The organism is Pseudomonas sp. S3_E10, assembly GCF_054667615.1.
Genome location: NZ_CP162743.1, coordinates 1,037,901 through 1,061,525 on the forward strand (window position 1 = coordinate 1,037,901; position 23,625 = coordinate 1,061,525).

At 60.6% G+C, this 23,625-nt stretch carries 25 protein-coding genes; 13 read left to right on the forward strand and 12 right to left on the reverse strand.

Translation table 11 applies throughout. The features are described 5' to 3' along the window. Positions 1 to 15 precede the first annotated feature (15 nt). Positions 16 to 2,325: a hybrid sensor histidine kinase/response regulator gene (locus tag AB4N98_RS04480; RefSeq protein ID WP_026067383.1), complete on the forward strand. Its 2,310-nt coding sequence runs from the start codon at positions 16 to 18 to the stop codon at positions 2,323 to 2,325. Here the strand turns inward: AB4N98_RS04480 and AB4N98_RS04485 are convergent. From AB4N98_RS04485 to msrB, 3 genes are all read right to left on the reverse strand, one after another. Next, positions 2,279 to 2,770, reverse strand: a complete 492-nt coding sequence (locus AB4N98_RS04485; RefSeq protein WP_017529363.1) for a MarR family winged helix-turn-helix transcriptional regulator — start codon at positions 2,768 to 2,770, stop codon at positions 2,279 to 2,281. The genes AB4N98_RS04480 and AB4N98_RS04485 overlap by 47 nt on opposite strands. Further along, positions 2,767 to 3,252 (reverse strand): glutathione peroxidase, encoded by a 486-nt coding sequence (locus AB4N98_RS04490; protein ID WP_017529364.1) that lies wholly within the window; start codon positions 3,250 to 3,252, stop codon positions 2,767 to 2,769. The genes AB4N98_RS04485 and AB4N98_RS04490 overlap by 4 nt, the downstream gene beginning before the upstream one ends. A 134-nt stretch (positions 3,253 to 3,386) precedes the next feature. Next, positions 3,387 to 3,779, reverse strand: coding sequence for a peptide-methionine (R)-S-oxide reductase MsrB (gene msrB / locus AB4N98_RS04495; protein WP_017529365.1), 393 nt, complete (start codon positions 3,777 to 3,779; stop codon positions 3,387 to 3,389). Positions 3,780 to 3,982: 203 nt separating this feature from the next. Here msrB and AB4N98_RS04500 point away from each other — a divergent pair, with 203 nt between their 5' ends. Next, positions 3,983 to 5,194, forward strand: a complete 1,212-nt coding sequence (locus tag AB4N98_RS04500) for a pyridoxal phosphate-dependent aminotransferase (protein WP_017529366.1) — start codon at positions 3,983 to 3,985, stop codon at positions 5,192 to 5,194. 304 nt (positions 5,195 to 5,498) lie between these two features. Continuing rightward, the gene (gene htpX, locus AB4N98_RS04505) at positions 5,499 to 6,386 is read left to right on the forward strand and encodes a protease HtpX (RefSeq protein WP_017529367.1); all 888 of its coding nucleotides are present in this window, start codon (positions 5,499 to 5,501) and stop codon (positions 6,384 to 6,386) included. A 57-nt stretch (positions 6,387 to 6,443) separates the two neighbouring features. Here htpX and AB4N98_RS04510 read toward each other — a convergent pair whose 3' ends face one another. Next, positions 6,444 to 7,100: a thiopurine S-methyltransferase gene (locus tag AB4N98_RS04510; RefSeq protein WP_065876588.1), complete on the reverse strand. Its 657-nt coding sequence runs from the start codon at positions 7,098 to 7,100 to the stop codon at positions 6,444 to 6,446. A gap of 105 nt (positions 7,101 to 7,205) precedes the next feature. Here AB4N98_RS04510 and AB4N98_RS04515 point away from each other — a divergent pair, with 105 nt between their 5' ends. Further along, positions 7,206 to 7,973 (forward strand): DODA-type extradiol aromatic ring-opening family dioxygenase, encoded by a 768-nt coding sequence (locus AB4N98_RS04515; protein ID WP_068935767.1) that lies wholly within the window; start codon positions 7,206 to 7,208, stop codon positions 7,971 to 7,973. 83 nt (positions 7,974 to 8,056) lie between these two features. Here the strand turns inward: AB4N98_RS04515 and AB4N98_RS04520 are convergent, their stop codons facing one another. After that, positions 8,057 to 9,730, reverse strand: a complete 1,674-nt coding sequence (locus AB4N98_RS04520) for a DEAD/DEAH box helicase (protein ID WP_003233351.1) — start codon at positions 9,728 to 9,730, stop codon at positions 8,057 to 8,059. Between the two features lie 423 nt (positions 9,731 to 10,153). Here AB4N98_RS04520 and AB4N98_RS04525 point away from each other — a divergent pair, with 423 nt between their 5' ends. Further along, complete coding sequence (locus tag AB4N98_RS04525; RefSeq protein WP_017529370.1) at positions 10,154 to 10,945, forward strand: crotonase/enoyl-CoA hydratase family protein; 792 nt, start codon at positions 10,154 to 10,156, stop codon at positions 10,943 to 10,945. A 55-nt stretch (positions 10,946 to 11,000) separates the two neighbouring features. Here AB4N98_RS04525 and AB4N98_RS04530 read toward each other — a convergent pair whose 3' ends face one another. Beyond that, positions 11,001 to 11,756, reverse strand: coding sequence for a spermidine synthase (locus tag AB4N98_RS04530; protein WP_017529371.1), 756 nt, complete (start codon positions 11,754 to 11,756; stop codon positions 11,001 to 11,003). Positions 11,757 to 11,880: 124 nt separating this feature from the next. On the opposite strand from AB4N98_RS04530, the gene AB4N98_RS04535 reads away from it, so the two are divergent. Then, the gene (locus AB4N98_RS04535) at positions 11,881 to 13,227 is read left to right on the forward strand and encodes a class II 3-deoxy-7-phosphoheptulonate synthase (RefSeq protein WP_017529372.1); all 1,347 of its coding nucleotides are present in this window, start codon (positions 11,881 to 11,883) and stop codon (positions 13,225 to 13,227) included. Positions 13,228 to 13,278: 51 nt separating this feature from the next. On the opposite strand, the gene AB4N98_RS04540 is transcribed toward AB4N98_RS04535, so the two are convergent. Together AB4N98_RS04540 and AB4N98_RS04545 are read right to left on the reverse strand one after the other, a co-directional pair. After that, the gene (locus AB4N98_RS04540; protein ID WP_460149272.1) at positions 13,279 to 14,511 is read right to left on the reverse strand and encodes a winged helix-turn-helix domain-containing protein; all 1,233 of its coding nucleotides are present in this window, start codon (positions 14,509 to 14,511) and stop codon (positions 13,279 to 13,281) included. Between the two features lie 45 nt (positions 14,512 to 14,556). Next, on the reverse strand, positions 14,557 to 14,763 hold the full coding sequence (locus AB4N98_RS04545) for a DUF1127 domain-containing protein (RefSeq protein WP_026067384.1): 207 nt from the start codon (positions 14,761 to 14,763) through the stop codon (positions 14,557 to 14,559). A gap of 70 nt (positions 14,764 to 14,833) precedes the next feature. On the opposite strand from AB4N98_RS04545, the gene AB4N98_RS04550 reads away from it, so the two are divergent. Then, positions 14,834 to 15,715: a LysR family transcriptional regulator gene (locus AB4N98_RS04550; protein ID WP_017529375.1), complete on the forward strand. Its 882-nt coding sequence runs from the start codon at positions 14,834 to 14,836 to the stop codon at positions 15,713 to 15,715. On the opposite strand, the gene AB4N98_RS04555 is transcribed toward AB4N98_RS04550, so the two are convergent. Then, positions 15,705 to 16,454 carry a sulfite exporter TauE/SafE family protein gene (locus AB4N98_RS04555; RefSeq protein ID WP_026067386.1) on the reverse strand — a complete coding sequence of 250 codons (750 nt, stop codon included), beginning with the start codon at positions 16,452 to 16,454 and terminating at the stop codon, positions 15,705 to 15,707. The two genes, AB4N98_RS04550 and AB4N98_RS04555, sit on opposite strands and share 11 nt — an antisense overlap. Before the next feature lie 108 nt (positions 16,455 to 16,562). On the opposite strand from AB4N98_RS04555, the gene AB4N98_RS04560 reads away from it, so the two are divergent. The 4 genes from AB4N98_RS04560 (at position 16,563) to AB4N98_RS04575 (ending at position 19,754) form a co-directional block, all read left to right on the forward strand. Continuing rightward, entirely contained in the window at positions 16,563 to 17,513 is a 951-nt protein-coding gene (locus tag AB4N98_RS04560) for a LysR family transcriptional regulator (protein ID WP_026067387.1), read from the forward strand. A gap of 80 nt (positions 17,514 to 17,593) precedes the next feature. Then, positions 17,594 to 18,046 carry a MarR family winged helix-turn-helix transcriptional regulator gene (locus tag AB4N98_RS04565; protein WP_017529378.1) on the forward strand — a complete coding sequence of 151 codons (453 nt, stop codon included), beginning with the start codon at positions 17,594 to 17,596 and terminating at the stop codon, positions 18,044 to 18,046. A gap of 243 nt (positions 18,047 to 18,289) precedes the next feature. Then, entirely contained in the window at positions 18,290 to 18,709 is a 420-nt protein-coding gene (locus AB4N98_RS04570) for an organic hydroperoxide resistance protein (RefSeq protein WP_010176159.1), read from the forward strand. Between the two features lie 28 nt (positions 18,710 to 18,737). Continuing rightward, entirely contained in the window at positions 18,738 to 19,754 is a 1,017-nt protein-coding gene (locus tag AB4N98_RS04575; RefSeq protein WP_065876589.1) for an alpha/beta hydrolase, read from the forward strand. Positions 19,755 to 19,818: 64 nt separating this feature from the next. Here AB4N98_RS04575 and AB4N98_RS04580 read toward each other — a convergent pair whose 3' ends face one another. Then, positions 19,819 to 20,391 (reverse strand): elongation factor P, encoded by a 573-nt coding sequence (locus tag AB4N98_RS04580; RefSeq protein ID WP_065876590.1) that lies wholly within the window; start codon positions 20,389 to 20,391, stop codon positions 19,819 to 19,821. A 49-nt stretch (positions 20,392 to 20,440) separates the two neighbouring features. Continuing rightward, positions 20,441 to 21,574, reverse strand: coding sequence for an elongation factor P maturation arginine rhamnosyltransferase EarP (gene earP, locus AB4N98_RS04585; RefSeq protein WP_017529381.1), 1,134 nt, complete (start codon positions 21,572 to 21,574; stop codon positions 20,441 to 20,443). A 132-nt stretch (positions 21,575 to 21,706) separates the two neighbouring features. Between earP and AB4N98_RS04590 the strand changes: the two genes are divergently transcribed. Then, positions 21,707 to 22,075, forward strand: a complete 369-nt coding sequence (locus AB4N98_RS04590; protein ID WP_017529382.1) for a hypothetical protein — start codon at positions 21,707 to 21,709, stop codon at positions 22,073 to 22,075. 14 nt (positions 22,076 to 22,089) lie between these two features. Next, positions 22,090 to 22,572, forward strand: a complete 483-nt coding sequence (locus tag AB4N98_RS04595; RefSeq protein WP_065876592.1) for a GreA/GreB family elongation factor — start codon at positions 22,090 to 22,092, stop codon at positions 22,570 to 22,572. A gap of 5 nt (positions 22,573 to 22,577) precedes the next feature. On the opposite strand, the gene cysB is transcribed toward AB4N98_RS04595, so the two are convergent. Further along, positions 22,578 to 23,552, reverse strand: a complete 975-nt coding sequence (gene cysB, locus AB4N98_RS04600; protein ID WP_003189876.1) for an HTH-type transcriptional regulator CysB — start codon at positions 23,550 to 23,552, stop codon at positions 22,578 to 22,580. Positions 23,553 to 23,625 lie beyond the last annotated feature (73 nt).

Consider the following 23,625-nt stretch of genomic DNA (forward strand, 5'->3'; position numbering starts at 1 on the left):
GTGGTTCAACACTCGATGGATATCAAGTTCGCCCACCGCTTGTCTTATAAACAAGCCAGATTGACTGTGCTGGTCGGTTTCGTCTTGGGAACCTTGCTCAGCCTGATCCAAATCGGCATTGATTATGCCAGCGAAGACGCATCCATCAACCGTGAAATTCGCTCGTTGATTGAAATCAGCCACAACCCCGCGTCACGCATTGCCTACAACATCGATGCCGAACTGGCCCAGGAACTGACGTTGGGCTTGTTGTACTCCCCCGCCATTACGCACGTGCAGTTGATCGACAACAACGGTGTGGTGCTGGCCGATGTCGACCGGCCGCGCAAAGAAAGCACCTATCGTCCCATCAGCGACTTTTTGTTCGGCGCCAACCGCCAGTTCGAAGACCGGCTGTTCCTGAGCCACATGCCCAACGAGTCCCTTGGCGTGCTGCGGCTGGACGTCGACACCTACGCGTTTGGCAGCCGCTTCCTGCGTCGCGCCGAGATAACCCTGCTCAACGGTTTTGCCCGCAGCCTTTTGCTGACCGGCATCCTGCTGGGCTTGTTCTACGTGATGCTGACGCAACCGCTGGTGCGCATTATCGGTGAGCTGAGCACTCGCAAACAGACCCGCCTGGACTGCCCGCCGGGGCATGAACACGATGAAATCGGCGTGCTGGTAAACGTCGCCAACCAGCAATTCGACACGCTGGAAACCGAGATCCAACAGCGCCGCCATGCGGAAGACCGGTTGACGGAATATCTGGGGCAACTGGAGAACATCGTCTCCGCGCGCACCCTGGAGCTCAAGGCCAGCAACCAGCGCTTGAGCCAGTCCAACGATGAGTTGGAAGCCGCAAAGATGAGTGCATTAGGCATGGCTCAGGCCCGGGCGGCGTTCCTGGCCAATATGAGCCACGAGATTCGCACGCCGCTCAATGGCCTGTTGGGTATGATCGCGCTGTCGCTGGACAGCCCGCTGAACGCCGAACAACGTCAGCAACTGTCCATCGCCCATGACTCCGGCAAAGTACTGGTGGAGTTGCTCAACGATATTCTCGACCTGTCCAAATTCGACGCCGGCCAACTGGAGCTGGAGCACATCCCGTTCGACTTGGGGGCGCTGGTGGAAGACACCGCCAACCTGCTGTCGCAGAACGCCGCGCCAAGCGTCGAGCTGACGTGCCTGATCGACCCGCAGTTTCCATCCCAGGTACTGGGCGATCCGACCCGGGTACGGCAAATTGTCAGTAACCTACTGTCCAACGCGTTGAAGTTCACACGCTTCGGCCGGGTGGACGTGCGCCTGCGCACCCATGACGGCGGAGTGCGCGTTGAAGTGTGTGATACCGGCATCGGCATTGCGCAGGAAGCCCAGGCGAAAATTTTCCAACCGTTCACCCAGGCGGGCGCAGGGATCACTCGCCAGTTTGGCGGTACCGGCCTGGGCCTGGCGTTGACGCATAACCTGTGTGACGCGATGAAGGGACGCTTGAGCATCAGCTCGGAAGTGGGCTTTGGCAGCCAGTTCTGCGCAGACCTGCCACTGCCCACCCACCTACCGGCGGCCCAACTCGCGCCGCTCACAGGCGCAGTGATCGTCATCACCAATACCGGCAGTGGCCTGGCGGAGTTGCTCACGACCCTGCTGCCCAGTTGGGGGCTGGCACCGCGTTGCTTAACCCTGGATGACGACTTGAGCGGGCAAACGCCCGACCTGCTGATTACCGACTGCCCGGAATGCCTGTTCCGCATACGGCCGGGTATTACCGCGCCCATTTTGCTGGTGACGGCCTACGGCAACTTTATGCCCAGCGAAGAAGTCGCCGCCCTGGCGCCGCTGCAGCAACAGGCACGCCCTTTGAGCCGCAGCGCGTTGCACCAGATCCTGCAACGCAACTTGCGCACCGACGCGCACCTGGTACTTGACCCGATCCAGCTGGACGCCGCCCCGCTCGCACATCGGGCGCGAATCCTGCTGGTGGAGGACAACCCCGTCAACCAATTGGTGGCCAAAGGCATGCTCAGCAAGCTGGGTTGCGAAGTGATCGTGGCCGCCCACGGTGGCGAAGCGCTCAGATTTCTCGAAGAACAACGCTTCGACATGGTGTTGATGGACTGCAACATGCCGGTGATGGACGGCTACGAGGCCAGCCGGCAGATACGCCACAGCGGACGCTGGCCGGAATTACCGATTGTCGCGTTGACGGCCAACGCCATGTCCGAAGAACGCGAGCGCTGCCGTGCGGCGGGAATGAACGATTACCTGGCCAAGCCGTTCCGCCGCGAAGAACTCAACGCCCTGCTGGACCTGTGGGTGCCGACGACGACAGCGCTGTGACCTGTGCCAGCAATTGATCCAGACCGTCGCGCAGGGCGTCGGCCTGGTTCAGGTCGACGCCGCTGTCGCACAACAGCCGGGCCTTCAGGGCGAGGGTCCGATCACGCAGTTGCGCGCCGGTGTCACTCAGGCTCAGGTGCACTTCGCGTTCATCCTGGGCACTGCGTCGGCGTCGCACCCACGCCAGTTGCTCCAGGCGCTTGAGCAAGGGTGTCAACGTGCCTGAGTCGAGCATCAGACGCTCACCCAAGGCCTTGACCGTAGGTTGTGCCGGGGGAGCGTCGTGCCACTCCCACAACACCAACATCGCCAAATATTGCGGGTACGTCAGGCCCAACTGATCGAGCATCGGCTTGTAGGCGCGGGTTACCGCGCGTGAAGCCGCGTAGAGCTTGAAGCACAGCTGGTTGTCCAGCGCCAGGGATACAGCGGGCAAATCGGTCATTTGAGCAGCGCTTCGATCTCTTGAGTCAGGTCCTGGGGCTTGGTAGTCGGGCCGAAGCGCTTGACCACCTGGCCGTCATGGCCGACGAGGAACTTGGTGAAGTTCCACTTGATACCCTTGGAGCCGAGCAAGCCCGGCGCGCGTTTCTTCAGTTGGACGAACAGCGGGTGGGCGTCGCTGCCATTGACGTCGATCTTTTTGAACAACGGGAAACTGACACCGAAGTTCAGCTCGCAGAACTCGGAAATAGCGCCTTCGTCACCCGGCTCCTGCTTGCCGAACTGGTTGCAGGGGAACCCCAGCACCACCAGGCCCTGATCCTTGTATTGCTGCCAGAGCTGTTCAAGGCCCTTGTACTGCGGGGTGAAGCCACATTTGCTGGCAGTGTTGACCACCAGCACAGCCTTGCCCGAGAAGTCGGCCAAGGTCTTTTGCTCGCCCTTGATGGTGGTGCAGGGGATGCTCAGCAGGTTGTCGCTCATGGCAGTGCCTCGACGTCAGAGAAAGGCGATAAAAATAGCGAGCAATTCAATTGTGTGCAATTTAATTGACCACACTTATAACCCGTTATAGATCGCCCCCGCACGCAAATGCAAAGGCTGGGGGCGATCATGGCTTAGCGCGGCACCAGGTCCAGGCACACCGAGTTGATGCAGTAACGCAAGCCTGTCGGCGGCGGGCCATCCGGGAACACATGGCCCAGGTGCGCGTCGCATTTGGCACAGGTGACTTCGGTGCGAATCATGCCGTGGCTGACGTCACGGATCTCGACCATCGCGCTGTCGGCGATCGGCTCATAGAAGCTGGGCCAGCCGCAGCCGGAGTCAAACTTGGCCTTGGAATCGAACAGCGGCTCATTGCAGCAAATGCAGTGGTACACGCCGTCGGTCTTGGTGGCGTTGTACTTGCCGCTGAAAGGTCGCTCGGTGCCCTTGAGGCGGCACACGTTGTACTGCTCCGGATCGAGCATGGCCTTCCATTCTTCAACGGTCTTCTGCAACTTTTCCATCGGTACACCTCGGCAACTGAAAAAGCCTGATCTGTGTCTTTTCCATGGATCAGGCGGCACGTATGATTGCGCCTCTTCAAAACGCCAGTCTGGCACCCGCGCTATCGGCATTCAAACGTATTTATGGGTGCGCGCCTCGCGGGATTTCACAGTACGGTAGTGTCCACGCCGTCTGGATCGTTCATTTTCAGGATCACATCGCCATGCAGGTCAGCAAATCGAACAAGCTCGCCAACGTCTGCTATGACATTCGCGGCCCAGTGCTCAAGCACGCCAAACGCCTGGAAGAGGAAGGCCATCGCATCCTCAAGCTGAACATCGGCAACCCGGCGCCCTTTGGTTTCGAAGCGCCCGACGAGATCCTGCAGGACGTGATCCGCAACCTGCCTACCGCCCAGGGCTACAGCGACTCCAAGGGCCTGTTCAGCGCGCGCAAGGCGGTGATGCAGTACTACCAGCAAAAGCAGGTGGAAGGTGTCGGCATCGAAGACATCTACCTGGGCAATGGCGTGTCCGAGCTGATCGTGATGTCCATGCAGGCACTGCTCAACAACGGCGACGAAGTGCTGGTGCCCGCACCTGACTACCCGCTGTGGACCGCTGCCGTGACCCTGGCCGGCGGCCACCCGGTGCACTACCTGTGCGATGAGGGCGCCGACTGGTTCCCGGACCTGGCCGACATCAAGGCCAAGATCACCCCTAACACCAAGGCCCTGGTGATCATCAACCCGAACAACCCTACCGGCGCGGTGTATTCCAAGGAAGTGCTGCTGGGCATGCTCGAACTGGCGCGCCAGCACAACCTGGTGGTGTTTTCCGACGAGATCTACGACAAGATCCTCTACGATGACGCCGTGCACATCTGCACCGCCTCCCTGGCACCGGACCTGTTGTGCCTGACGTTCAACGGGTTGTCCAAGTCCTACCGCGTGGCGGGGTTCCGCTCCGGCTGGATCGCCATCTCCGGCCCGAAACACAATGCCCAGAGCTACATCGAGGGCATCGATATGCTGGCCAATATGCGCCTGTGCGCCAATGTGCCGAGCCAGCACGCGATCCAGACCGCCCTGGGCGGTTACCAGAGCATCAACGACCTGATACTGCCCCAGGGCCGCCTGCTGGAACAACGCAACCGTACCTGGGAGCTGCTCAACGCAATCCCGGGCGTGAGCTGCGTAAAACCCATGGGCGCGTTGTACGCCTTTCCCCGGATCGACCCGAAAGTCTGCCCGATCCTCAATGATGAGAAGTTCGTGCTCGACCTGCTGCTGTCGGAAAAACTGCTGGTGGTCCAGGGCACCGCGTTCAACTGGCCATGGCCGGATCACTTCCGCGTGGTGACCTTGCCGCGTGTGGACGACCTGGAAATGGCCATTGGTCGTATCGGCCATTTCCTCAAGTCCTATCGCCAGTAGCGAAAATCGCGCTGTACGAGCGACATCCGGTCGTACAGCGATTATCTGGCAACACTTCTCTGTGCGTGGCCGTTCGAAGCCCTTGAGTTGCCCCTCTTCAGCCGCCGGCCCCCTATAATTGCAGGGCTGTGAGGCAACCGGAGGCTAATCAGGGGTTATATTCCGGGTCGGAAAATCCCTTCAGGGCTCTACATCCAGGCTGTAGGACACAGTTTGAAATAGTCGCCCGGTTGAATCACCCCAGGCTGCACCTTATATACCCCGCAGTAAGCGACATATTAAGCATGAGGAGAACTCTACAACCATGATGCGCATCCTGCTGTTCTTGGCCACTAACCTGGCGGTCGTGCTGATTGCCAGTGTCACCCTGAGCCTTTTCGGGTTCAACGGGTTCATGGCGGCCAACGGGGTTGATCTGAACCTCAATCAGCTGCTGATCTTCTGTGCGGTCTTTGGTTTTGCCGGCTCGCTTTTCTCGCTGTTCATCTCCAAGTGGATGGCGAAGATGAGCACCAGCACCCAGATCATCACTCAACCACGCACTCGCCATGAACAATGGCTGATGCAAACCGTGGAGCAGTTGTCTCAAGAAGCAGGTATCAAAATGCCCGAGGTGGGGATTTTCCCTGCTTATGAAGCCAACGCCTTCGCCACGGGCTGGAATAAGAACGACGCCCTTGTGGCCGTGAGCCAGGGGCTTCTGGAGCGTTTTTCGCCCGATGAAGTAAAAGCGGTGCTGGCCCATGAAATCGGTCACGTGGCCAATGGCGACATGGTCACCCTGGCATTGGTGCAGGGCGTGGTGAACACCTTTGTCATGTTCTTCGCGCGGATCATCGGTAACTTTGTCGACAAGGTGATCTTCAAGAATGAAGGCGGTCGCGGCATCGCCTACTTCGTGGCGACCATCTTCGCTGAAGTGATACTGGGCTTCCTGGCCAGCGCCATCGTGATGTGGTTCTCGCGCAAACGCGAGTTCCGCGCAGACGAAGCCGGCGCACGCCTGGCGGGCACCAGCGCAATGATCGGCGCACTGCAACGCCTGCGCTCCGAACAGGGCCTGCCGGTGCATATGCCCGACAGCCTGACCGCCTTCGGCATCAACGGCGGCATCAAGCAAGGCCTGGCTCGCATGTTCATGAGCCACCCGCCGCTGGAAGAACGCATCGACGCACTGCGTCGTCGCGGCTGATAGCATCGGCAAACACAAAAGGAGCGACTGGATCGCTCCTTTTTTGTGAGCCCCGGTTTATTCCAGCACGAGCCTGTAGACCCGCTCGTCGAGGTGCGTGACGCCGTCCTGCACGAACTTCCAGCTCTCGCTCAGGATGTCTTGCTCTGCAAGCTTCCGCTGGGTCCAGTGCGACCCGAACAGAACCCTCACTTCGTCATCCGTTACTGCAAAGGGTGGGCCGGCCTTTTGCGTCTGGTCGTAGTCGAGGGTGACCAGCAACCCTTGGCAGCCCTGCTGCAACAGGCCGCTTAGATGCTCGGCGTACCGCGCGCGCATCAATGGCGGCAAGGCAATCAACGCGGCACGGTCGTAGAGCGCGGTGCAATCGGCCACTGCGTCCGCAGCCAGGGCGAAGAAGTCACCGCACCACAGTTCAATCGAACCCGCCTGGTACACCTTGAATTCGCCCCGTCGAGTGATGCGAGGCGTCAGATTCTGCTCGTCAAAGAACGCTTCAACCGCCAGCTCCGACAGTTCTATACCGAGCACAGGGTGCCCATGACTGGCCAGCCAGATCAGGTCCAGGCTTTTGCCACACAATGGCACCAGCACCTTGGCGCCTTCAGCCAAGTCCAGCTGCGGCCAATACTGGAGTAGGTAAGGGTTGACCTCGGACAAGTGAAAGCCGATCTGATTGCGCGCCCAGCGCTCTTGCCAAAATGTGGGCTCCATGGGGTCACCTCTGAAAAATCGATCAAATAGCGCTAAAACTTATATTAGATTTAGATCAATGATCTGATTGAAGATGGGCTCATGTTAACGCTCAGGACCCCTCTTATGCTCCCTAGCCTGTTTATCTCTCACGGTTCGCCGATGCTCGCCCTGCAACCCGGCGCCAGTGGCCCGGCGCTGCAACGTTTGGCGGCGCAAATAACCCGCCCGAAGGCGATTGTGGTGGTGTCGGCACACTGGGAAAGCCATGAACTGCTGGTCAGCGGCAGTGCGGCGCCCGAAACCTGGCACGACTTCGGCGGCTTCCCTCGCGAGCTGTTTGCCGTGCAATACCCGGCACCGGGCGACCCGCAGCTGGCGGGCGAGATCGTCGAACGCTTGCACGCCGATGGCCTGGCAGCTCGAATCGATGACAAACGCCCTTTCGACCACGGCGCCTGGGTGCCGCTGTCGCTGATGTACCCCGAGGCGGATATCCCGGTGGTCCAGGTTTCCCTGCCCAGCCGAATGGGCCCTGCCCTGCAAACCCGAGTCGGACACGCCTTGGCGGGGCTGCGTGAACAAGACATGCTGCTGATCGGTTCCGGCAGCATCACCCATAACCTGGGAGAGCTGGACTGGCATGCCGGGCCTGAAAGCATCGAGCCCTGGGCACGCGACTTTCGCGATTGGATGGTAGACAAGCTGACTGCCGATGATGAAGCCGCGCTGCACGATTACCGGCGCCAGGCCCCACATGCCGTGCGCAGCCACCCCAGCGATGAGCATCTGTTGCCGCTGTACTTTGCGCGCGGTGCCGGCGGTCAGTTCAACATCGCGCACCAAGGCTTCACCATGGGCGCCCTGGGAATGGACATCTATCGCTTCGGCTGACGCAGATCCCGAATTTCCAGACAAAAAAAATCCCCGAACCAGTCGGGGATTTTTTATCTGCGATCAATCAGCCAAGAGGCGGATCAATCTTCGCGGTAGCGACGCAGCTTCAACTGCTTACCGGCCACGCGAGTGTCTTTCAGCTTGGTCAGCAGTTTTTCCAGACCGTCTTCCGGCAGCTCTACCAACGAGAAGCTGTCACGAACCTGGATGCGACCGATGGCTTCACGTGCCAGGCCACCCTCATTGAGGATAGCGCCCAGCAGGTTCTTGGCGGCGATACCGTCACGCGCGCCCAGCGCGGTACGGCAACGAGCACGACCTTCAGCCAATGGAACCGGAGCACGACGCTCACGATCACCACGGTCCGGGCGGTCGCCGGTACGCTCTGGACGATCACCGCGTGGCGCGTTGTTCGGTACCAGCGGGCGTTCTTTCTCGATGGCGGCCAGGGTCAGGGCCTGACCGTTGGTAGCTTTGCGCAGCAGGGCTGCGGCCAGGGCACGCGGGGTGCACCCGATATCGGCGGTCAGGCGGTCCAGCAGATCGCCGTGGGTCGATTCGGCGTCAGCCACCAGCGGTGCCAGGCTGTTGGTCAGTTTCTTGATGCGGGCATCAAGAACGGCCTGGGCATCCGGCAGGCGGACTTCGGCGACTTTCTGACCGGTTACGCGCTCGATCACTTGCAGCATGCGGCGCTCACGTGGAGTCACCAGCAGCAGTGCGCGACCTTCGCGACCCGCACGGCCGGTACGGCCGATACGGTGAACGTAGGACTCCGGATCGTAAGGCATGTCAACGTTGAACACGTGGGTGATACGTGGAACGTCTAGACCACGAGCGGCTACGTCGGTTGCCACAACGATGTCCAGGCGGCCATCCTTGAGGGAATCGATGACGCGCTCACGCTGGTTCTGGGCAATGTCACCGTTCAGCGCAGCGGCTTTATAGCCTTTGGCTTCCAGGGCACTGGCCAGGTCCAGGGTCGCTTGCTTGGTGCGCACGAACATGATCAGGGCATCGAAGTCTTCGACTTCCAGCAGGCTCAATACAGCCGAGGTCTTCTGGTCAGCGTGAACCAACAGGTGAGCCTGTTCGATCGCGGTAACGGTCTGGGTCTTGGTCTGGATCTTCACGTGTTGCGGATCGCGCAGGTGGCGTTCGGCAATGGCACGGATCGACTGTGGCAGGGTAGCCGAGAACAGTACGGTCTGACGGGTCGGTGGCAGAGCCTTGAAGATGACTTCCAAGTCATCCATGAAGCCCAGCTTGAGCATTTCGTCAGCTTCGTCGAGCACCAGGTGATTCACGGTCGACAGGACTTTTTCGTCGCGACGCAGGTGGTCGCACAGACGGCCCGGGGTGGCGACGACGATCTGTGCGCCGTTACGGATGGCTTTCAGTTGTGGGCCCATAGGCGCGCCGCCGTAAACGGCCACAACGGTTACGCCTGGCATTTGCTTGGCGTAGGTTTCGAAAGCGGTTGCTACTTGCAGCGCCAACTCACGGGTTGGCGCCAGGATCAGGGCTTGCGGTTCGCGCTTTGCAGGATCGATGCAGTGCAGGATAGGCAGGGCGAACGCGGCGGTTTTACCGGTACCGGTTTGCGCCTGGCCAATCATGTCCTGGCCGGCCATGATGATCGGGATCGATTGCTGCTGAATAGCCGAAGGTTCTTCGTAGCCGGTCGCAATGACGGCAGCAAGAATGTTCGGGTTAAGATTAAAAGCGGCGAAGCCGCCGGTTTCCTGGGTCATGGGTCTGCCTCTAAGTGCATCCGCAAAGACCCATGCTCCAAAGCTGCGCATGCCGTGTTGAGACTCAAGAGTCGCCCTGGCTGCTTTGTCGGCGGGGATTTGCGAAAACGAATGAATGAAAAAGATTCGTCAAGGAAGAGTCCGCTGTGCGGACGTGCAGCCGAAGCTGACTTCGGGGAATTGCGCTACCTAAACGCGGCCCGGTTAAAGGCCGGCGCGCACTATACCGGAAATACCTGAAAAAGGGAGCTTTTTTTATCAGCAAGCGCCGATAAACCGCGCTGAATCACAGTCTTTGCAGATAACACCGCCAGGGTCTATTTTTTACAGGCCCGGCGCTGTTGGTCATAACGCTTAAACGGTTCACCCAACCCTGAAGACCTTTGGTCCGAAACCCTTCCCCCGCACCCGAGGGCACCCCCGATGAATCTAGCCAGCAGCAGCCGTGTCAGTCGTGAACTCCAGGGCCATGTCCTGCTGTTGGGCCTGGACCGGGTGGCCAAGCGCAACGCCTTTGACCTGGAGTTACTCAACCAATTGAGCCTGGCGTATGGCGAATTTGATCGAAACGAGGCTGCACGCGTCGCGGTGGTATTTGCTCACGGCGACCACTTCACCGCCGGCCTGGACCTGGCCAATGTCAGCGCCGTGATGGCCGGGGGCTGGCAGCCGCCACTGGGAGGCTGTGACCCATGGGGCGTATTTGCCGGCCCACGCGTGAGCAAGCCGGTGATTGTCGCCGCCCAGGGTTACTGCCTGACGCTCGGTATCGAGTTGATGCTGGCGGCTGATATCAACCTGTGCGCGAGCAATACGCGCTTTGCGCAGATGGAAGTACAGCGTGGGATCTTTCCGTTTGGCGGCGCGACATTGCGCTTTCATCAGATCGCCGGCTGGGGTAACGCCATGCGTTGGCTGCTTACCGGCGATGAATTCGATGCCCATGAAGCGCTGCGCCTGGGGCTGGTGCAGGAAGTGATGGCCAGCGAGGACCTGCTACCGCGTGCCATCGAACTGGCCAGCCGCATCGCCCGCCAGGCACCGCTGGGCGTGCAGGCTACGTTGATGTCGGCACGGTTGGCGCGCATGGAAGGCGAGACGGTGGCCGCCGCAGCCTTGCCGCCGATGGTGGACAAATTGTTTAACAGCGAAGATGCCAGGGAAGGGGTGCGGGCAATGGTCGAGAAGCGGCCGGGAGTGTTCAAGGGGATTTGAGTTGGCTGTACGGCCGCCATCGGGAGCAAGCCCCCGATGGCGTCAGGACAGACAACTAGGTCGCCGGCCGAATCGCCTTGATCAACGCCTGCAACGAATACCCCAAACGCGGCGCCAGCGCCTCGGCGCGGGCCGTGAGCGCGCCAAGGTCGAGTTCCTGATCAAGCTCCGAAGGCACCAACAGAATCACATTGCCCTCCTTCACCGGCAGTTCCCAGTAATGCCGGTGATACAACCCACGCAACAAGGCCGCCCCCAGGGGCTTGCCATCGTCGGTGGCCCACTGGTTGATCACCAGCCAGCCGCCGGGGTTGAGTTTTTTCTGACAGTTTTCCAGGAAAGTCCAGGCCAGGTGCCCGACTCCGGGGCCGACATCGGTATACAGGTCGACGAAAATCAGGTCAGCCGATTCAGCGGTCTCCAACAAATCCAGGGCGTCGCCGATGCGGATGTACAACCGCGGATCGTCATCCAACCCCATGAATTCAATGGCCAGGCGCGGCACATCGGGGCGCAGTTCGATGGCTTCGACGTCCTCCAGCGGCAGGAACTTGAGGCAGGCCTGGGTCAACGTACCGGCGCCCAAACCGAGGAACAATGCACTCTCCGGCTGTTCATGGCACAACGCGCCGATCAGCATCGCGCGGGTGTAGTCGTACTCCAGCCAACTCGGATCGGCGGTGAACACGCAGCTTTGCTCGATGGCATCGCCGAACTCGAGAAAACGGTAATCGGCCACTTCGAGCACGCGGATCATGCCGAAATCATCATGGACTTCAGCCAGCAGGCGCTCGACACGCTCCTCGGTCATCACTACTCCTAAAGGGTTTACCGCACGGCAAAGGCGCGATTGTCGGCCAACCGGCAGCAGCAGGTCACGCACTAATTGCTGATAACATTGGCGCCCGACCGTCAATCACCCAATCGAGTTCATGATGAGCCAACCCTGGAGCCCCGACAGCTGGCGCGCCCTGCCGATCCAGCAACAACCCCAGTACCCGGACGCCGCACACCTGTTGCAGGTAGAGCAGAGCCTGGCCAGCTACCCGCCATTGGTGTTTGCCGGGGAAGCGCGCGAGTTGCGCCGTCAGTTTTCCGAGGTAACCCAGGGCCGCGCCTTCCTGCTGCAAGGCGGCGATTGCGCCGAGAGTTTCGTCGAGTTCTCCGCCGCGAAAATCCGCGACACCTTCAAGGTGCTGCTGCAGATGGCGATCGTCATGACTTTCGCCGCCGGCTGCCCGGTGGTGAAAGTCGGGCGCATGGCCGGCCAGTTCGCCAAGCCGCGCTCGGCCAACGATGAGACCATCGACGGCATCACCCTGCCCGCCTACCGTGGCGATATCGTCAACGGCATCGGCTTCGACGAAAAAAGCCGCGTGCCGGACCCGGACCGCCTGCTGCAGTCCTACCATCAGTCCACCGCCACCCTCAACTTGCTGCGTGCCTTTGCCCAGGGCGGCTTTGCCGACTTGCATCAGGTGCACAAGTGGAACCTGGACTTTATCGCCAACTCTGCCCTGGCCGAGAAATACAGCCAACTGGCCGACCGCATCGATGAAACCCTGGCGTTCATGCGCGCCTGCGGCATGGACAGCTCGCCGCAACTGCGCGAAACCAGCTTTTTCACCGCCCACGAAGCGTTGCTGCTCAACTATGAACAAGCCTTCGTGCGCCGCGACAGCCTGACCAATGACTACTACGACTGCTCGGCCCACATGCTGTGGATCGGCGACCGCACCCGTCAGTTGGATGGCGCTCACGTGGAATTCCTGCGCGGGGTGAACAACCCGATCGGCGTCAAGGTCGGCCCGAGCATGAACCCCGATGACCTGATCCGCCTGATCGATATCCTCAACCCGGACAACGACCCCGGCCGCCTCAACTTGATCGCGCGCATGGGCGCCGGCAAGGTCGGCGATCATTTGCCAGACCTGATCCGCGCCGTGCAGCGCGAGGGCAAACAGGTGCTGTGGAGTTCGGACCCGATGCACGGCAACACCATCAAGGCCAGCAGCGGCTACAAGACCCGCGACTTTGCGCAGATCCTCGGTGAAGTGAAGGAGTTCTTCCAGGTACACCAGGCCGAGGGCACCTATGCCGGCGGGATTCATATCGAGATGACCGGGCAGAACGTCACCGAGTGCATCGGCGGCGCGCGACCGATCACCGAAGACGGCTTGTCCGACCGCTACCACACCCATTGCGACCCACGGATGAACGCCGATCAGTCGCTGGAGCTGGCGTTTCTGATTGCCGAGACCTTGAAGCAGGTCAAGCGCTGAGAGACTTGCCGACTGAACTGACGCCCTCGCGGGCAAGCCCGCGATCAGCCCCTAGAAATCAATCTCCAGCCTGATCATCGCCGCCCTTAACCGGGCGGCACTCGGCCTTTGGCAATTGAGCTGGACCTGCTCCAGCCCAAGCCAGCTCGCCATTTGCCGCAGGTTCAGCGCAAGCGCCAGCAGGCCTTCCTCATCCAGCCCCGGTTCTTCTTCGTGTACCGCATGCACCGCCAGGCGCCCGTTGGCGCGTTCGGCACGCAGGTCGATCCGCGCGGCAATCCGCTCGTGATGCAAAAACGGCAGCACGTAGTAGCCATACACCCGCTTGTGTTGCGGGGTGTAGATCTCCAGCCGGTAACGGAAATCAAATAAACGCTCGGTGCGGCTGCGCTCCCAGATCAACGAATCGAAGGGCGACAGCAAGGCGCTGGCTGCCACCTTGCGTGGCACCTTCGGCTCGGGGAGACAGTACGCCGCTAGCTTCCAGCCCTGCACCTGACACGCGAGCAACTGGCCATCCTCGACCAATTCAGCCAAGCGACTGCGGCTATCGGCGGGGTCCAGGCGAAAATAATCGCGCAGGTCTTTTTCGGTGCCCACGCCCAGGGCTGTCGCGCTGTGCAACAGCAGGCCGCGCTGGGCCTCGGCTTCGGTCAGGGGCGCGCGTTGCAGGATGTCGGCGGGGATGACACGTTCGGGTAGATCGTAGAGCCGTTCGAACCCGCGTCGCCCCGCGACGGTGACCAGGCCGGCGGCGAACAGCCATTCCAGCGCATGTTTTTCATCGCTCCAGTCCCACCAGGGGCCGGCGCGCTCTTCACGGGTGGACAAACTGCCCGCGCCCAGCGCGCCCTGTTGTTCGACGGTCTTCAACACACGCTCGATAGTCGCCTGCCGCTCGCGCCCAAAACGCGCCATTTGCGAGTAAATGCCTTGCCCGCGCTGCGCCCGCGCCATGCGCCAACGCATCAACGGGTACAGCGCCATGGGCAGCAATGACGCCTCATGCCCCCAATACTCGAACAACGAACGCCGTCGTCCCTGGCTCCAGGCCGCCTGTTCAAGTATCAACGGGGAATAACTGCCCAGCCGGGAAAACAGCGGCAGGTAATGAGAGCGCACCACCGCGTTGACAGAATCGATCTGCAACACGCCCAGGCGTTCGATCAGGCGGTTAAGGTGCGCAGCCTTGATCAGCGCAGGCGCCTGGCGCCCGGAAAAGCCCTGGGCCGCCAGAGCCATGCGTCGAGCTTGCTTGAGGGAAAATGCCAGGTCGGCGAGCATGTACATCTCCTTGAGTGCGCGCGACCTACCCTACTGCATCCCGCGTCATTTTCGCAGCGGGTCTTCCCAGAAATGCCGATGATTTTCGTGCTCCACATCGGCGCGGTTGAGGCCGATGTCCTTGAGCGCATCGTCGCTCATGCTCGCCAGCATCTGGCGCTCGCGGTGCAAGGCCTGCCAACGCGCCAGGGTGTGGAACAGCCCGACTAGCGGCCGTTTAGCCATCAATACAAAACCTTGTTGACCTTTCATCTTCTCGCCCTCCCTTGGGGATGACGGAAGTGTGTGCCCGGCCTTATGATCAATCCAACGAATGTTTTTAATGCAATACATCTCAGAGTTTGATCAATTGTCCAGCTACCCGAGTATCGACACCGATGTGCTGCGCACCTTCGTCGCCATCGCCGACCAAGGCGGTTTTACCCGCGCCGGCGAGCAGGTCAACCGCACGCAATCAGCCGTGAGCATGCAGATGAAGCGCTTGGAAGAAGACGTGCTGCAACGCAAGCTGTTCGAGCGCGATGGCCGGCAGGTGCGGCTGACTCCCGAAGGCCAGGTGTTGCTCGGGTATGCGCGGCGCATCCTCAAACTGCACAGCGAAGTGTTCAACACCCTGCGCGAACCGCACATGGTGGGCCTGGTGCGCATCGGCACGCCGGATGATTATGTGATGCGCTTTCTTCCTGGGATTCTCAAACGGTTTTCCAAGGCTTATCCGCTGATCCAGATCGAGATGCACTGCGAGTCGTCGCAAGTATTAATGCAACGCAGGGATTTGGCCTTGACCGTGATCAGCCGCCAGCCCGGCGATGACATTGGAGAACTGTTGCGCACTGAGCGCCTGGTATGGGCAGCGGCGCAGAGTTTTTGCGTGGATGAGCACCAGGTCGTGCCTTTAGCCGTTTCGGGGACCGATTGCTTCGGTACCCAGTGGATCCAAACGGCATTGGATGCGGCCGGGCTCGACTACCGCCTGGCCTATCACAGCTCCAATTGCGCGGCGATTCAGAGCGTGGTCGGCGCCGGGCTGGCGGTCATGGCCAGCATGGAAAGCCTGGTGACCGAAGACTTGCGGATACTGGGCAGCAACGAAGGCTTTCCGCCATTGCCTTCGATGAACCTGCGCCTGCTACGCAACCCGGCGATGGCGTCGCCCATCACCGAATGCCTGGCCGATTACATCCTCGAAGGCTTCAAACTTTAAAGGTGAGCATCACCGCGCAGAGCACCAGGAAGCCGCAGAACAGGCCGCGCAGCAGACGCTCCGGCAATGCATGGGCGACCTTCACCCCCCAACTGATGCTGAGCAGGCCACCGATGGCCAGGGGGATGCCGATCATCCAGTCGACTTCGTGGTGCCAGGCGTAGGTCACCAGCGTCACACCGGTGCTGGGCAGCGCCAGGGCCAAGGACAAGCCTTGGGCGACGACTTGGGTGGTGCCGAAAATACTTGTCAGCACCGGTGTCGCAACCACCGCGCCGCCGACCCCAAACAAACCGCCCATGGAGCCGGAAGCGGCGCCCAACACCCCAAGCCATGGCCAGGAGTAACGCATCTGTGCTGTCGGCGGCGCATTGCGGGTGAACATGCGCACCAGGTTGTAGGCCGACAGCGCCACCAGAAAGGCAATAAAACCGATACGCATGGCACCAGCATCCAGGCCTACTGCCCAGATCGACCCGAGCCAGGCAAAGGTGAAACCCATCACCCCCAGCGGCAACGCATGGCGCAATTCAATCCGGTTGCGCTGGTGATACCGCCACAGCGCAAGCATCACGTTCGGCACCACCATCACCAGCGCGGTGCCCTGGGCGATCTGCTGATCCAGGCCGAACAGCACGCCCAGCACCGGGATGGCGATCAGCCCGCCGCCAATCCCAAACAGCCCGCCCACCGTGCCCAAGGCCGCGCCCAATACCAGGTACATCGCTAAATCCAACACCACGCATCACTCCATAAACCCAGGCCTTGCATGCTACGCAGTCGGCTCTGGCGCGCAAAGGCACAGCAACGCACAATGGCTGTGCCAATCTCGCATAAGCGTTTGCTCATGAACCCCAACACCCTTACCGACCAGTTGAGCCTGTTTCTGGATGTATTGGAGACCGGCAGTTTTTCCGCCGCCGCCCGCCGCCATCCGCTGACGCCCTCGGCGGTGGCGCGGCGTATCGACAGCCTGGAAAGCTCGGTGGGCAGCCGCCTGTTCCAACGCAGCACCCATGCCGTGGTGCCAACGCCCGCCGGCTTGGCGTTCGCCGAGCGCGCGCGGCGGATCGTCAGTGAGTTACAACTGGCGCGCGCCGAAGCGGTTTCCCTGAGCCATGCGCCCGAGGGGTTGATCCGGGTGGACGCACCGGCGGCATTTGGTCGGCGGCACCTGGCGCCGGTGATTGCAGACTTTCTGAAGGTGTACCCCGGCCTGGATGTGCACCTGCATCTGATCGACAGCTTTGTGGACATGCAAGGCGCGCATTTGGGCAAAGTCGATCTGGTGCTACGCGCCGGGCATATCGTCGATACCCGACTGATCGCCACGCCCCTGGCCAGCATCGTACGCATCGCCTGCGCCAGCCCGGCCTACCTGAAAAGCCGTGGCACGCCGACCCATCCCCGCGAGCTGAATGAACACGACGGCCTGGACTGGGATGGCCTGGCGCCGATGTTCGCCTGGCGCTTTGAGCTGGACGGGCGCCGTGCGACGTACCGCCCGCAACGTATCCGCATGAGCGCCAACAACGCCGAGGCCCTGCTTTGCGGCGCGCTGGCCGGTTTGGGTATCGCCCACTTGCCGACCTGGCTGGCCAGCGAGTACCTGGTGCGTGGCGAACTGCTGCCCCTCTTTTGCGAAAATGGCCTGCCCAGCCCGGAAACCACCGGGATCTATGCCCTGCGCCTGGAACAACAGCCCAATGCGCGCAGCCGTTTATTGCTGGAGTACCTCAAATCCCGTTTCAGCCCGGTTCCGCCCTGGGACCTGGCACTGCAAAGCGGCCTGGCCTGACCGTTCGGCCAGAATTATCTGGCGCATTAAACATTTGCCCGCTAGATTCCAGGCCAGACACGTTTTTTAAAGGCCCCGCCATGAGCAAGAACCCTGACCCATGCGAATCCCTGATGCTGAACAATCAGCTGTGTTTCGCCCTGCATTCCACGTCGCTGTTGATGACCAAGGTCTACAAGCCCCTGCTGCAGGCTCTCGGCCTGACCTACCCACAGTACCTGGCCATGATGGTGCTGTGGGAAGAGGACGGTTTGACCGTCGGCGAAATCAGCAGCCGCCTGCTGACCGATCCCGGCTCCCTGACACCTTTGCTTAAACGCCTGGAGGTCGAAGGCCTGCTCAGCCGCACCCGCAGCCGTGAAGACGAACGCGTGGTGGTCGTGGAATTGACCGACGCCGGGCGCGCCTTGCAGGACAAGGCCATGGGCATTCCCCACTGCATCCTCGGCGCCAGCGGGCTGGAGTTGGACCAACTGCGCAAGCTGCAAGGTGAATTGATTGCCCTGCGCAACAACCTGCAAAACGCGCTCTGACAGGCGATAAAGCACGCCAAAAAATGTGGGAGGGGGCTTGCTCCCGATAGCGCTGGGTCAGTGACATAGGGATTGACTGACGCACTGCTATCGGGAGCAAGCCCCCTCCCACACTGGTTTCAGGGGCACAGAAAAAATATTTGTAGATTTATCTTGCGCACTAAACATTAGCGCTATACATTCGCCTCACCAACTACTTAGCGCGCAAATGTTTAGCGCAAAACACCACAAGAGGAAAACCTCATGCAAACGCTCTATACCGCAGTAGCCACCGCCACCGGCGGCCGTGATGGTCGTGCTGTTTCCAGCGATAACATCCTCGACGTCAAGCTTTCCACTCCGAAAGAACTGGGCGGCGCCGGCGGCCAGGCCACCAACCCGGAACAACTGTTCGCCGCCGGTTACTCGGCCTGCTTCATCGGCGCACTGAAATTCGTGGCCAGCCAGACCAAACGCAAAATCCCGGATGACGCCTCGATCACCGCCCACGTGGGCATCGGCCAGATCCCCGGCGGTTTCGGCCTGGATATCGACCTGCACATCAGCCTGCCGGGCCTGGCCCAGGATGATGCGCAAAGCCTGGTCGACGCCGCTCACCAGGTGTGCCCGTACTCCAACGCCACCCGTGGCAACGTCGATGTCCGCCTGCACGTGACCGTCTGATCACCTCTACCGCCCTCAGGAGAAGAACATGAACACTATTGGTAAAGCGCTCACCGGTACCCTGCTCGCCCTGTCCATCAGCAACGCCTTCGCCGCCGGCGGCGATGTCGAGCACAACACCCAGGCTTTTCTGGATGTGTTGAACGCCGGCACGGGCAAGCCGATCGAGCAGCTGACGCCCAAGGACGCCCGCGCGGTGCTGACCGGCGCCCAGGCCGGCGTAAAGCTGACGCTGCCCAAGGCCGATGTGAGCCAGAAGACCATCCAGGTCGATGGCAAGCCACTGGAGCTGACGATCGTGCGTCCGGCCGGGGTCAAGGGCACATTGCCAGTGTTCATGTTCTTCCACGGCGGCGGCTGGGTGCTTGGGGATTACCCGACCCATGAGCGTCTGGTGCGAGATCTGGTGGCGGGTTCGGGGGCGGTGGCGGTGTTTGTCAATTACACACCGTCCCCTGAAGCGCACTACCCGGTGGCGATCAACCAGGCCTACGGCGCAACCAAATGGGTGGCCGAGCATGGCAAAGAGATCAACGTAGACGGCAAGCGCCTCGCGGTAGCGGGCAACAGCGTCGGCGGCAACATGGCAGCCGTGGTCAGCCTGATGGCCAAGAACAAGGGCACGCCGGCCATCAAGTTCCAACTGCTGCTATGGCCGGTGACCGACGCCAACTTCGACACGGGGTCCTACAACCAATACGCCGAAGGGCACTTCCTCACCAGGAACATGATGAAGTGGTTCTGGGACAACTACACCACCGATGCCAAGCAACGCGCCGAGATCTATGCCTCGCCGCTGCGGGCCACCACTGAACAACTCAAGGGCCTGCCGCCCGCGCTGGTGCAGACCGCCGGTGCCGACGTGCTGCGTGATGAAGGTGAAGCCTATGCCCGCCAGCTGGATGCGGCCGGTGTGCCGGTGACCGCGGTGCGCTACAACGGCATGATCCACGACTACGGTTTGCTCAACGTGGTCAGCCAGGTGCCGGCGGTGCGTTCGGCAATGCTGCAAGCCTCGGATGAGCTCAAGCAACACCTGAAGTAAAACCTGCGCTCATAAAAAACCCGACTCATGGTCGGGTTTTTTGCTTCGTACGGCAGGGCCAGAATTACTTCTTGGCGCGACCTTTGTACGAACCGCCTTCGCGGGTGTCGATCTCGATGTCATCACCGATTTCGATAAAATCTGCAACTTGCAGTTCGGTACCGTTTTTCAGTTTGGCTGGTTTCATCACCTTGCCAGAAGTGTCGCCGCGAGCGGAACCTTCGGTGTAGTCAACGGTACGAACGATAGTGGTCGGCAGTTCTACGGAAACCAAGCGCTCTTCGAAGAAGATGGCTTCGCAGACGTCGGTCATGCCTTCTTCCACGAACGGCAGAACGGCTTCGATGTCTTCAGCGTTCAGCTCGTACATGGTGTAGTCGGTGGTGTCCATGAACGTGTAGGTGTCGCCGCTGATGAACGACAGGGTCGCTTCTTTACGGTCGAGGATCACGTCGTCCAGTTTGTCATCGGCGCTGTAGACGATCTCGGTTTTGTAACCGGTCAGCAGGTTCTTCAGCTTGGTCTTCATGATTGCGCTGTTACGACCAGACTTGGTGAACTCAGCTTTCTGAACCAGCCAAGGGTCGTTTTCAAGACGGATCACTGTACCGGGTTTCAGTTCTTTACCAGTTTTCATTGCATATATCCGAAATTTGGATGGGATTTACAAAATTCAAGGTGGCGTATCATATCCAACTTTCATAAAACTGTACCAGCGCCGTTGCAAGATCGGCCTGCAAGGCCTGTTCCAGAGGCCACGTTTGGGCGTGCCGACTCACTTGCGGCCAGTGCTCCAGCAGCATTTTCCACGGCTGCACCATATCGCCTTCGGTGTTCCAGGCTTGCCAGAGCGCAACCAGTGCAGCCTTGGCGGCCGGCGATAACGCCGCGGTGTACAACGCAAGAAAAGCATCGAGCTTGTCGAGATGGATGTCTTCGTCCTGGCGATAGATATGCCACAGCAACGGCCGCCCGGCCCACTGGGCGCGCACGAACGAGTCTTCACCGCGCACGGCATTGAAGTCGCAGCACCACAGCAAGCGGTCATATTGCTCCTGGCGCACGAACGGCAGCACCTGCACGGTCAGGCCGTCGCGTTGATGCACATCCCCCGCCGCCAGCCGCTCTACACCGAGCCAACGTTGTACGTCGCCGAGGATGCGCCCCTCCGGCACCAATAGATGAGTGGCATGCCCGTCCGTCGACAAGACGTCCAGCCAACCGGCCAGGCCGGCGTTTTCGTAGGCAAACAGGGAAAACAACCGCGCACCGGCTGCCGGAAATACACCCAACCCCTGCAAGAATTGTCGCTGTGCTGTGGCATCCGCCTGAAATGCCTGACGTTGCTCAAGCAACCCCGCCTCACGCAACAGACCACCGGTACCGGCGCGGAAGCCAGGGAAAAAGAAGTACTTCTGCACCCCCTTGAACTTCACCGACGGCAGGCGATGACAGCCCACCACCCAGTCCTCGGCGCTCAGGTAATCCAGATTCATCCACAACGGCGTGCGCTCACGCTCGGCCATGGCTTCCATATAGTCAGGCGGTAACTGGCAGGCGAACGCGGCAATCACCACGTCGGCCGCCGGCGTTGCCGACCATTCGGCCGGCCAGTGGCGTACTTCGACGCCGTCTTGCCATTGTTGGGCCGACTGCACGTCAATGTCGGGGCACATGCGCTCAAAGGCGCGCAGGTCATCGACCCACAAGCACACGGCACAGCCGTGCTCCGCCACCAATTGCCGGGCCAGGCGCCAGGTCACGCCGATGTCGCCGTAGTTATCGACAACGCTGCAAAAAATATCCCAGCGGGCTTTCATTCCGGGCTCCAACACTCAAAGGCTCGATTGTCCGCATAAAAGCGCTGATGCAGAAGGCTTGATCGCGATTATTCTGCACAGTGGCTGTGCGACAATCGCGGCCACGCCGTCAATGCCTGCCAGGAGGCCATCATGTCCGAACGTCCGTTGTCGCTGTTCAAGCTCAGTGCTGCCGTGGCTTTTGGCCTGTGGCTGGGGTTTATCGCTATTGTGCTGACCGCCTGGCTGGCATCGCGCTACCTGTTCCCACACAGCCTGGCCCCCGTCGCCCAAGCGGTTCAGCAGTTGGGCAAACCGGCCGCTGCTGCGCCGGAGCCGCCCAACCGCATGTTTGAGCAGTACCAACAGAACCTGCAAAAGCAGGAACAGCAGCAAACCCTGGACCAGGTACGTAACAATGCGCGCAACCTGTCCAACCCCAAATGCCAGTTCTGGCTGCAACAGGACCAGAACGCCCCGAATGAAAAAAGCCGGGCGAATGTCCTGCAATTCTGCGATTGATGACCCATTACCCCATGAATAAACACGCCGTTCTCCAACTGATCCTGGAAAAACTCAACGTCGACCTGGAGACCGCCCAACGTGCGGCCCAAACCGCCTACGAAACCGCGACCCACGAAGAAAACATCGCGGAAAACAAATACGACACCCTGGGGTTGGAGGCTTCTTATCTGGCGGCCGGACAGGCCAAGCGGGTCGAAGAGATCCGGCAGTCGCTGGCGCTGTGCCAGAACCTTCAGTTGCGCGCATACGATGATCAGCGCGGGATCGAACTCGGTGCGCTAGTGGGTCTGGAGGATGAGAACGGGCGCCAGCAATGGCTGTTCCTGGCACCCGATGCAGCGGGGTTGAAGGTGGATGTGGTCGGGCAACCGGTAACCGTCATCACGGCGCGCTCCCCCTTGGGCAAAAACCTGCTGGGCAAGCGCATCGATGATGAGGTGGAGATTCTGGTGGCGGGCGCCCAGCAACACTTCACTGTCACCGAGGCCCGCTGACGCCGTTAGTGGACAGGCAGTTCTACGCCGTCAAACAGCTCTTCCAGTTCCTGTTTGTTATGGCACTGAATCGCCTTGGCCATGACTTCACGGGTCAGGTGCGGCGCGAATTTTTCGATGAAATCGCACATGAAGCCACGCAGGAAGGTGCCACGACGGAAGCCGATCTTGGTCACGCTGGACTCGAACAGCTCGCTGGCATCGAGCACCACCAGGTCTTTGTCGAGGTTGGTGTCGACCGCCATCTTGGCGACGATCCCCACGCCCAGGCCCAGGCGCACGTAAGTCTTGATCACATCGGCGTCGGCGGCGGTGAACACCACTTTAGGCGTAAGGCCGCGATGGCTGAAGGCTTCGTCGAGCTTGGAACGCCCGGTAAAACCAAAAACGTAGGTGACGATCGGGTATTCAGCCAGGGCTTCCAGGGTCAGCTTCGGCAGCTTGGCCAATGGGTGGCCCTGAGGGACGACCACGCAGCGGTTCCAGCGGTAGCACGGCATCATGACCAGGTCGCCAAACAGCTCGAGGGCTTCGGTGGCGATGGCGAAATCCACGGTGCCATCAGCGGCCATCTCGGCAATCTGCATCGGCGAACCCTGGTGCATGTGCAGGGCCACGTCGGGGTATTGCTTGATGAAATCGCGGATCACCGGCGGCAATGCATACCGTGCCTGGGTGTGCGTGGTGGCGATCGACAGGGTGCCCTTTTTCTCGTTGGAGAACTCCTGGGCGATCTGCTTGATGCTTTCGACTTTACGCAGGATCTCGCCGGCGGTGGTGATGATGCGCTCACCGGCCGGGGTGACACGGGTCAGGTGCTTGCCGCTGCGCGCGAACACTTCGACGCCCAACTCATCTTCGAGCAGGCGGATCTGCTTGCTGATACCGGGTTGCGAGGTGTAAAGGCTTTGAGCGGTAGCGGAAACGTTGAGGTCGTGGTGCGCCACTTCCCAGATGTAGCGCAGTTGTTGGAGCTTCATATGTGTCCCTCAAAGCAGATAGACGCCACGGGTATCAGCGACGGTATATAACTATATTAAAGGTCAGACAGAT

Excerpts from the sequence above, each read along its gene's own strand:
- AB4N98_RS04480 (WP_026067383.1), top strand. The coding sequence starts at position 16 with ATGGATATCAAGTTCGCCCACCGCTTGTCTTATAAACAAGCCAGATTG.
- AB4N98_RS04485 (WP_017529363.1), bottom strand. The coding sequence starts at position 2,770 with ATGACCGATTTGCCCGCTGTATCCCTGGCGCTGGACAACCAGCTGTGC.
- AB4N98_RS04490 (WP_017529364.1), bottom strand. The coding sequence starts at position 3,252 with ATGAGCGACAACCTGCTGAGCATCCCCTGCACCACCATCAAGGGCGAG.
- msrB (WP_017529365.1), bottom strand. The coding sequence starts at position 3,779 with ATGGAAAAGTTGCAGAAGACCGTTGAAGAATGGAAGGCCATGCTCGAT.
- AB4N98_RS04500 (WP_017529366.1), top strand. The coding sequence starts at position 3,983 with ATGCAGGTCAGCAAATCGAACAAGCTCGCCAACGTCTGCTATGACATT.
- htpX (WP_017529367.1), top strand. The coding sequence starts at position 5,499 with ATGATGCGCATCCTGCTGTTCTTGGCCACTAACCTGGCGGTCGTGCTG.
- AB4N98_RS04510 (WP_065876588.1), bottom strand. The coding sequence starts at position 7,100 with ATGGAGCCCACATTTTGGCAAGAGCGCTGGGCGCGCAATCAGATCGGC.
- AB4N98_RS04515 (WP_068935767.1), top strand. The coding sequence starts at position 7,206 with ATGCTCCCTAGCCTGTTTATCTCTCACGGTTCGCCGATGCTCGCCCTG.
- AB4N98_RS04520 (WP_003233351.1), bottom strand. The coding sequence starts at position 9,730 with ATGACCCAGGAAACCGGCGGCTTCGCCGCTTTTAATCTTAACCCGAAC.
- AB4N98_RS04525 (WP_017529370.1), top strand. The coding sequence starts at position 10,154 with ATGAATCTAGCCAGCAGCAGCCGTGTCAGTCGTGAACTCCAGGGCCAT.
- AB4N98_RS04530 (WP_017529371.1), bottom strand. The coding sequence starts at position 11,756 with ATGACCGAGGAGCGTGTCGAGCGCCTGCTGGCTGAAGTCCATGATGAT.
- AB4N98_RS04535 (WP_017529372.1), top strand. The coding sequence starts at position 11,881 with ATGAGCCAACCCTGGAGCCCCGACAGCTGGCGCGCCCTGCCGATCCAG.
- AB4N98_RS04540 (WP_460149272.1), bottom strand. The coding sequence starts at position 14,511 with ATGCTCGCCGACCTGGCATTTTCCCTCAAGCAAGCTCGACGCATGGCT.
- AB4N98_RS04545 (WP_026067384.1), bottom strand. The coding sequence starts at position 14,763 with ATGAAAGGTCAACAAGGTTTTGTATTGATGGCTAAACGGCCGCTAGTC.
- AB4N98_RS04550 (WP_017529375.1), top strand. The coding sequence starts at position 14,834 with ATGCAATACATCTCAGAGTTTGATCAATTGTCCAGCTACCCGAGTATC.
- AB4N98_RS04560 (WP_026067387.1), top strand. The coding sequence starts at position 16,563 with ATGAACCCCAACACCCTTACCGACCAGTTGAGCCTGTTTCTGGATGTA.
- AB4N98_RS04565 (WP_017529378.1), top strand. The coding sequence starts at position 17,594 with ATGAGCAAGAACCCTGACCCATGCGAATCCCTGATGCTGAACAATCAG.
- AB4N98_RS04570 (WP_010176159.1), top strand. The coding sequence starts at position 18,290 with ATGCAAACGCTCTATACCGCAGTAGCCACCGCCACCGGCGGCCGTGAT.
- AB4N98_RS04575 (WP_065876589.1), top strand. The coding sequence starts at position 18,738 with ATGAACACTATTGGTAAAGCGCTCACCGGTACCCTGCTCGCCCTGTCC.
- AB4N98_RS04580 (WP_065876590.1), bottom strand. The coding sequence starts at position 20,391 with ATGAAAACTGGTAAAGAACTGAAACCCGGTACAGTGATCCGTCTTGAA.
- earP (WP_017529381.1), bottom strand. The coding sequence starts at position 21,574 with ATGAAAGCCCGCTGGGATATTTTTTGCAGCGTTGTCGATAACTACGGC.
- AB4N98_RS04590 (WP_017529382.1), top strand. The coding sequence starts at position 21,707 with ATGTCCGAACGTCCGTTGTCGCTGTTCAAGCTCAGTGCTGCCGTGGCT.
- AB4N98_RS04595 (WP_065876592.1), top strand. The coding sequence starts at position 22,090 with ATGAATAAACACGCCGTTCTCCAACTGATCCTGGAAAAACTCAACGTC.
- cysB (WP_003189876.1), bottom strand. The coding sequence starts at position 23,552 with ATGAAGCTCCAACAACTGCGCTACATCTGGGAAGTGGCGCACCACGAC.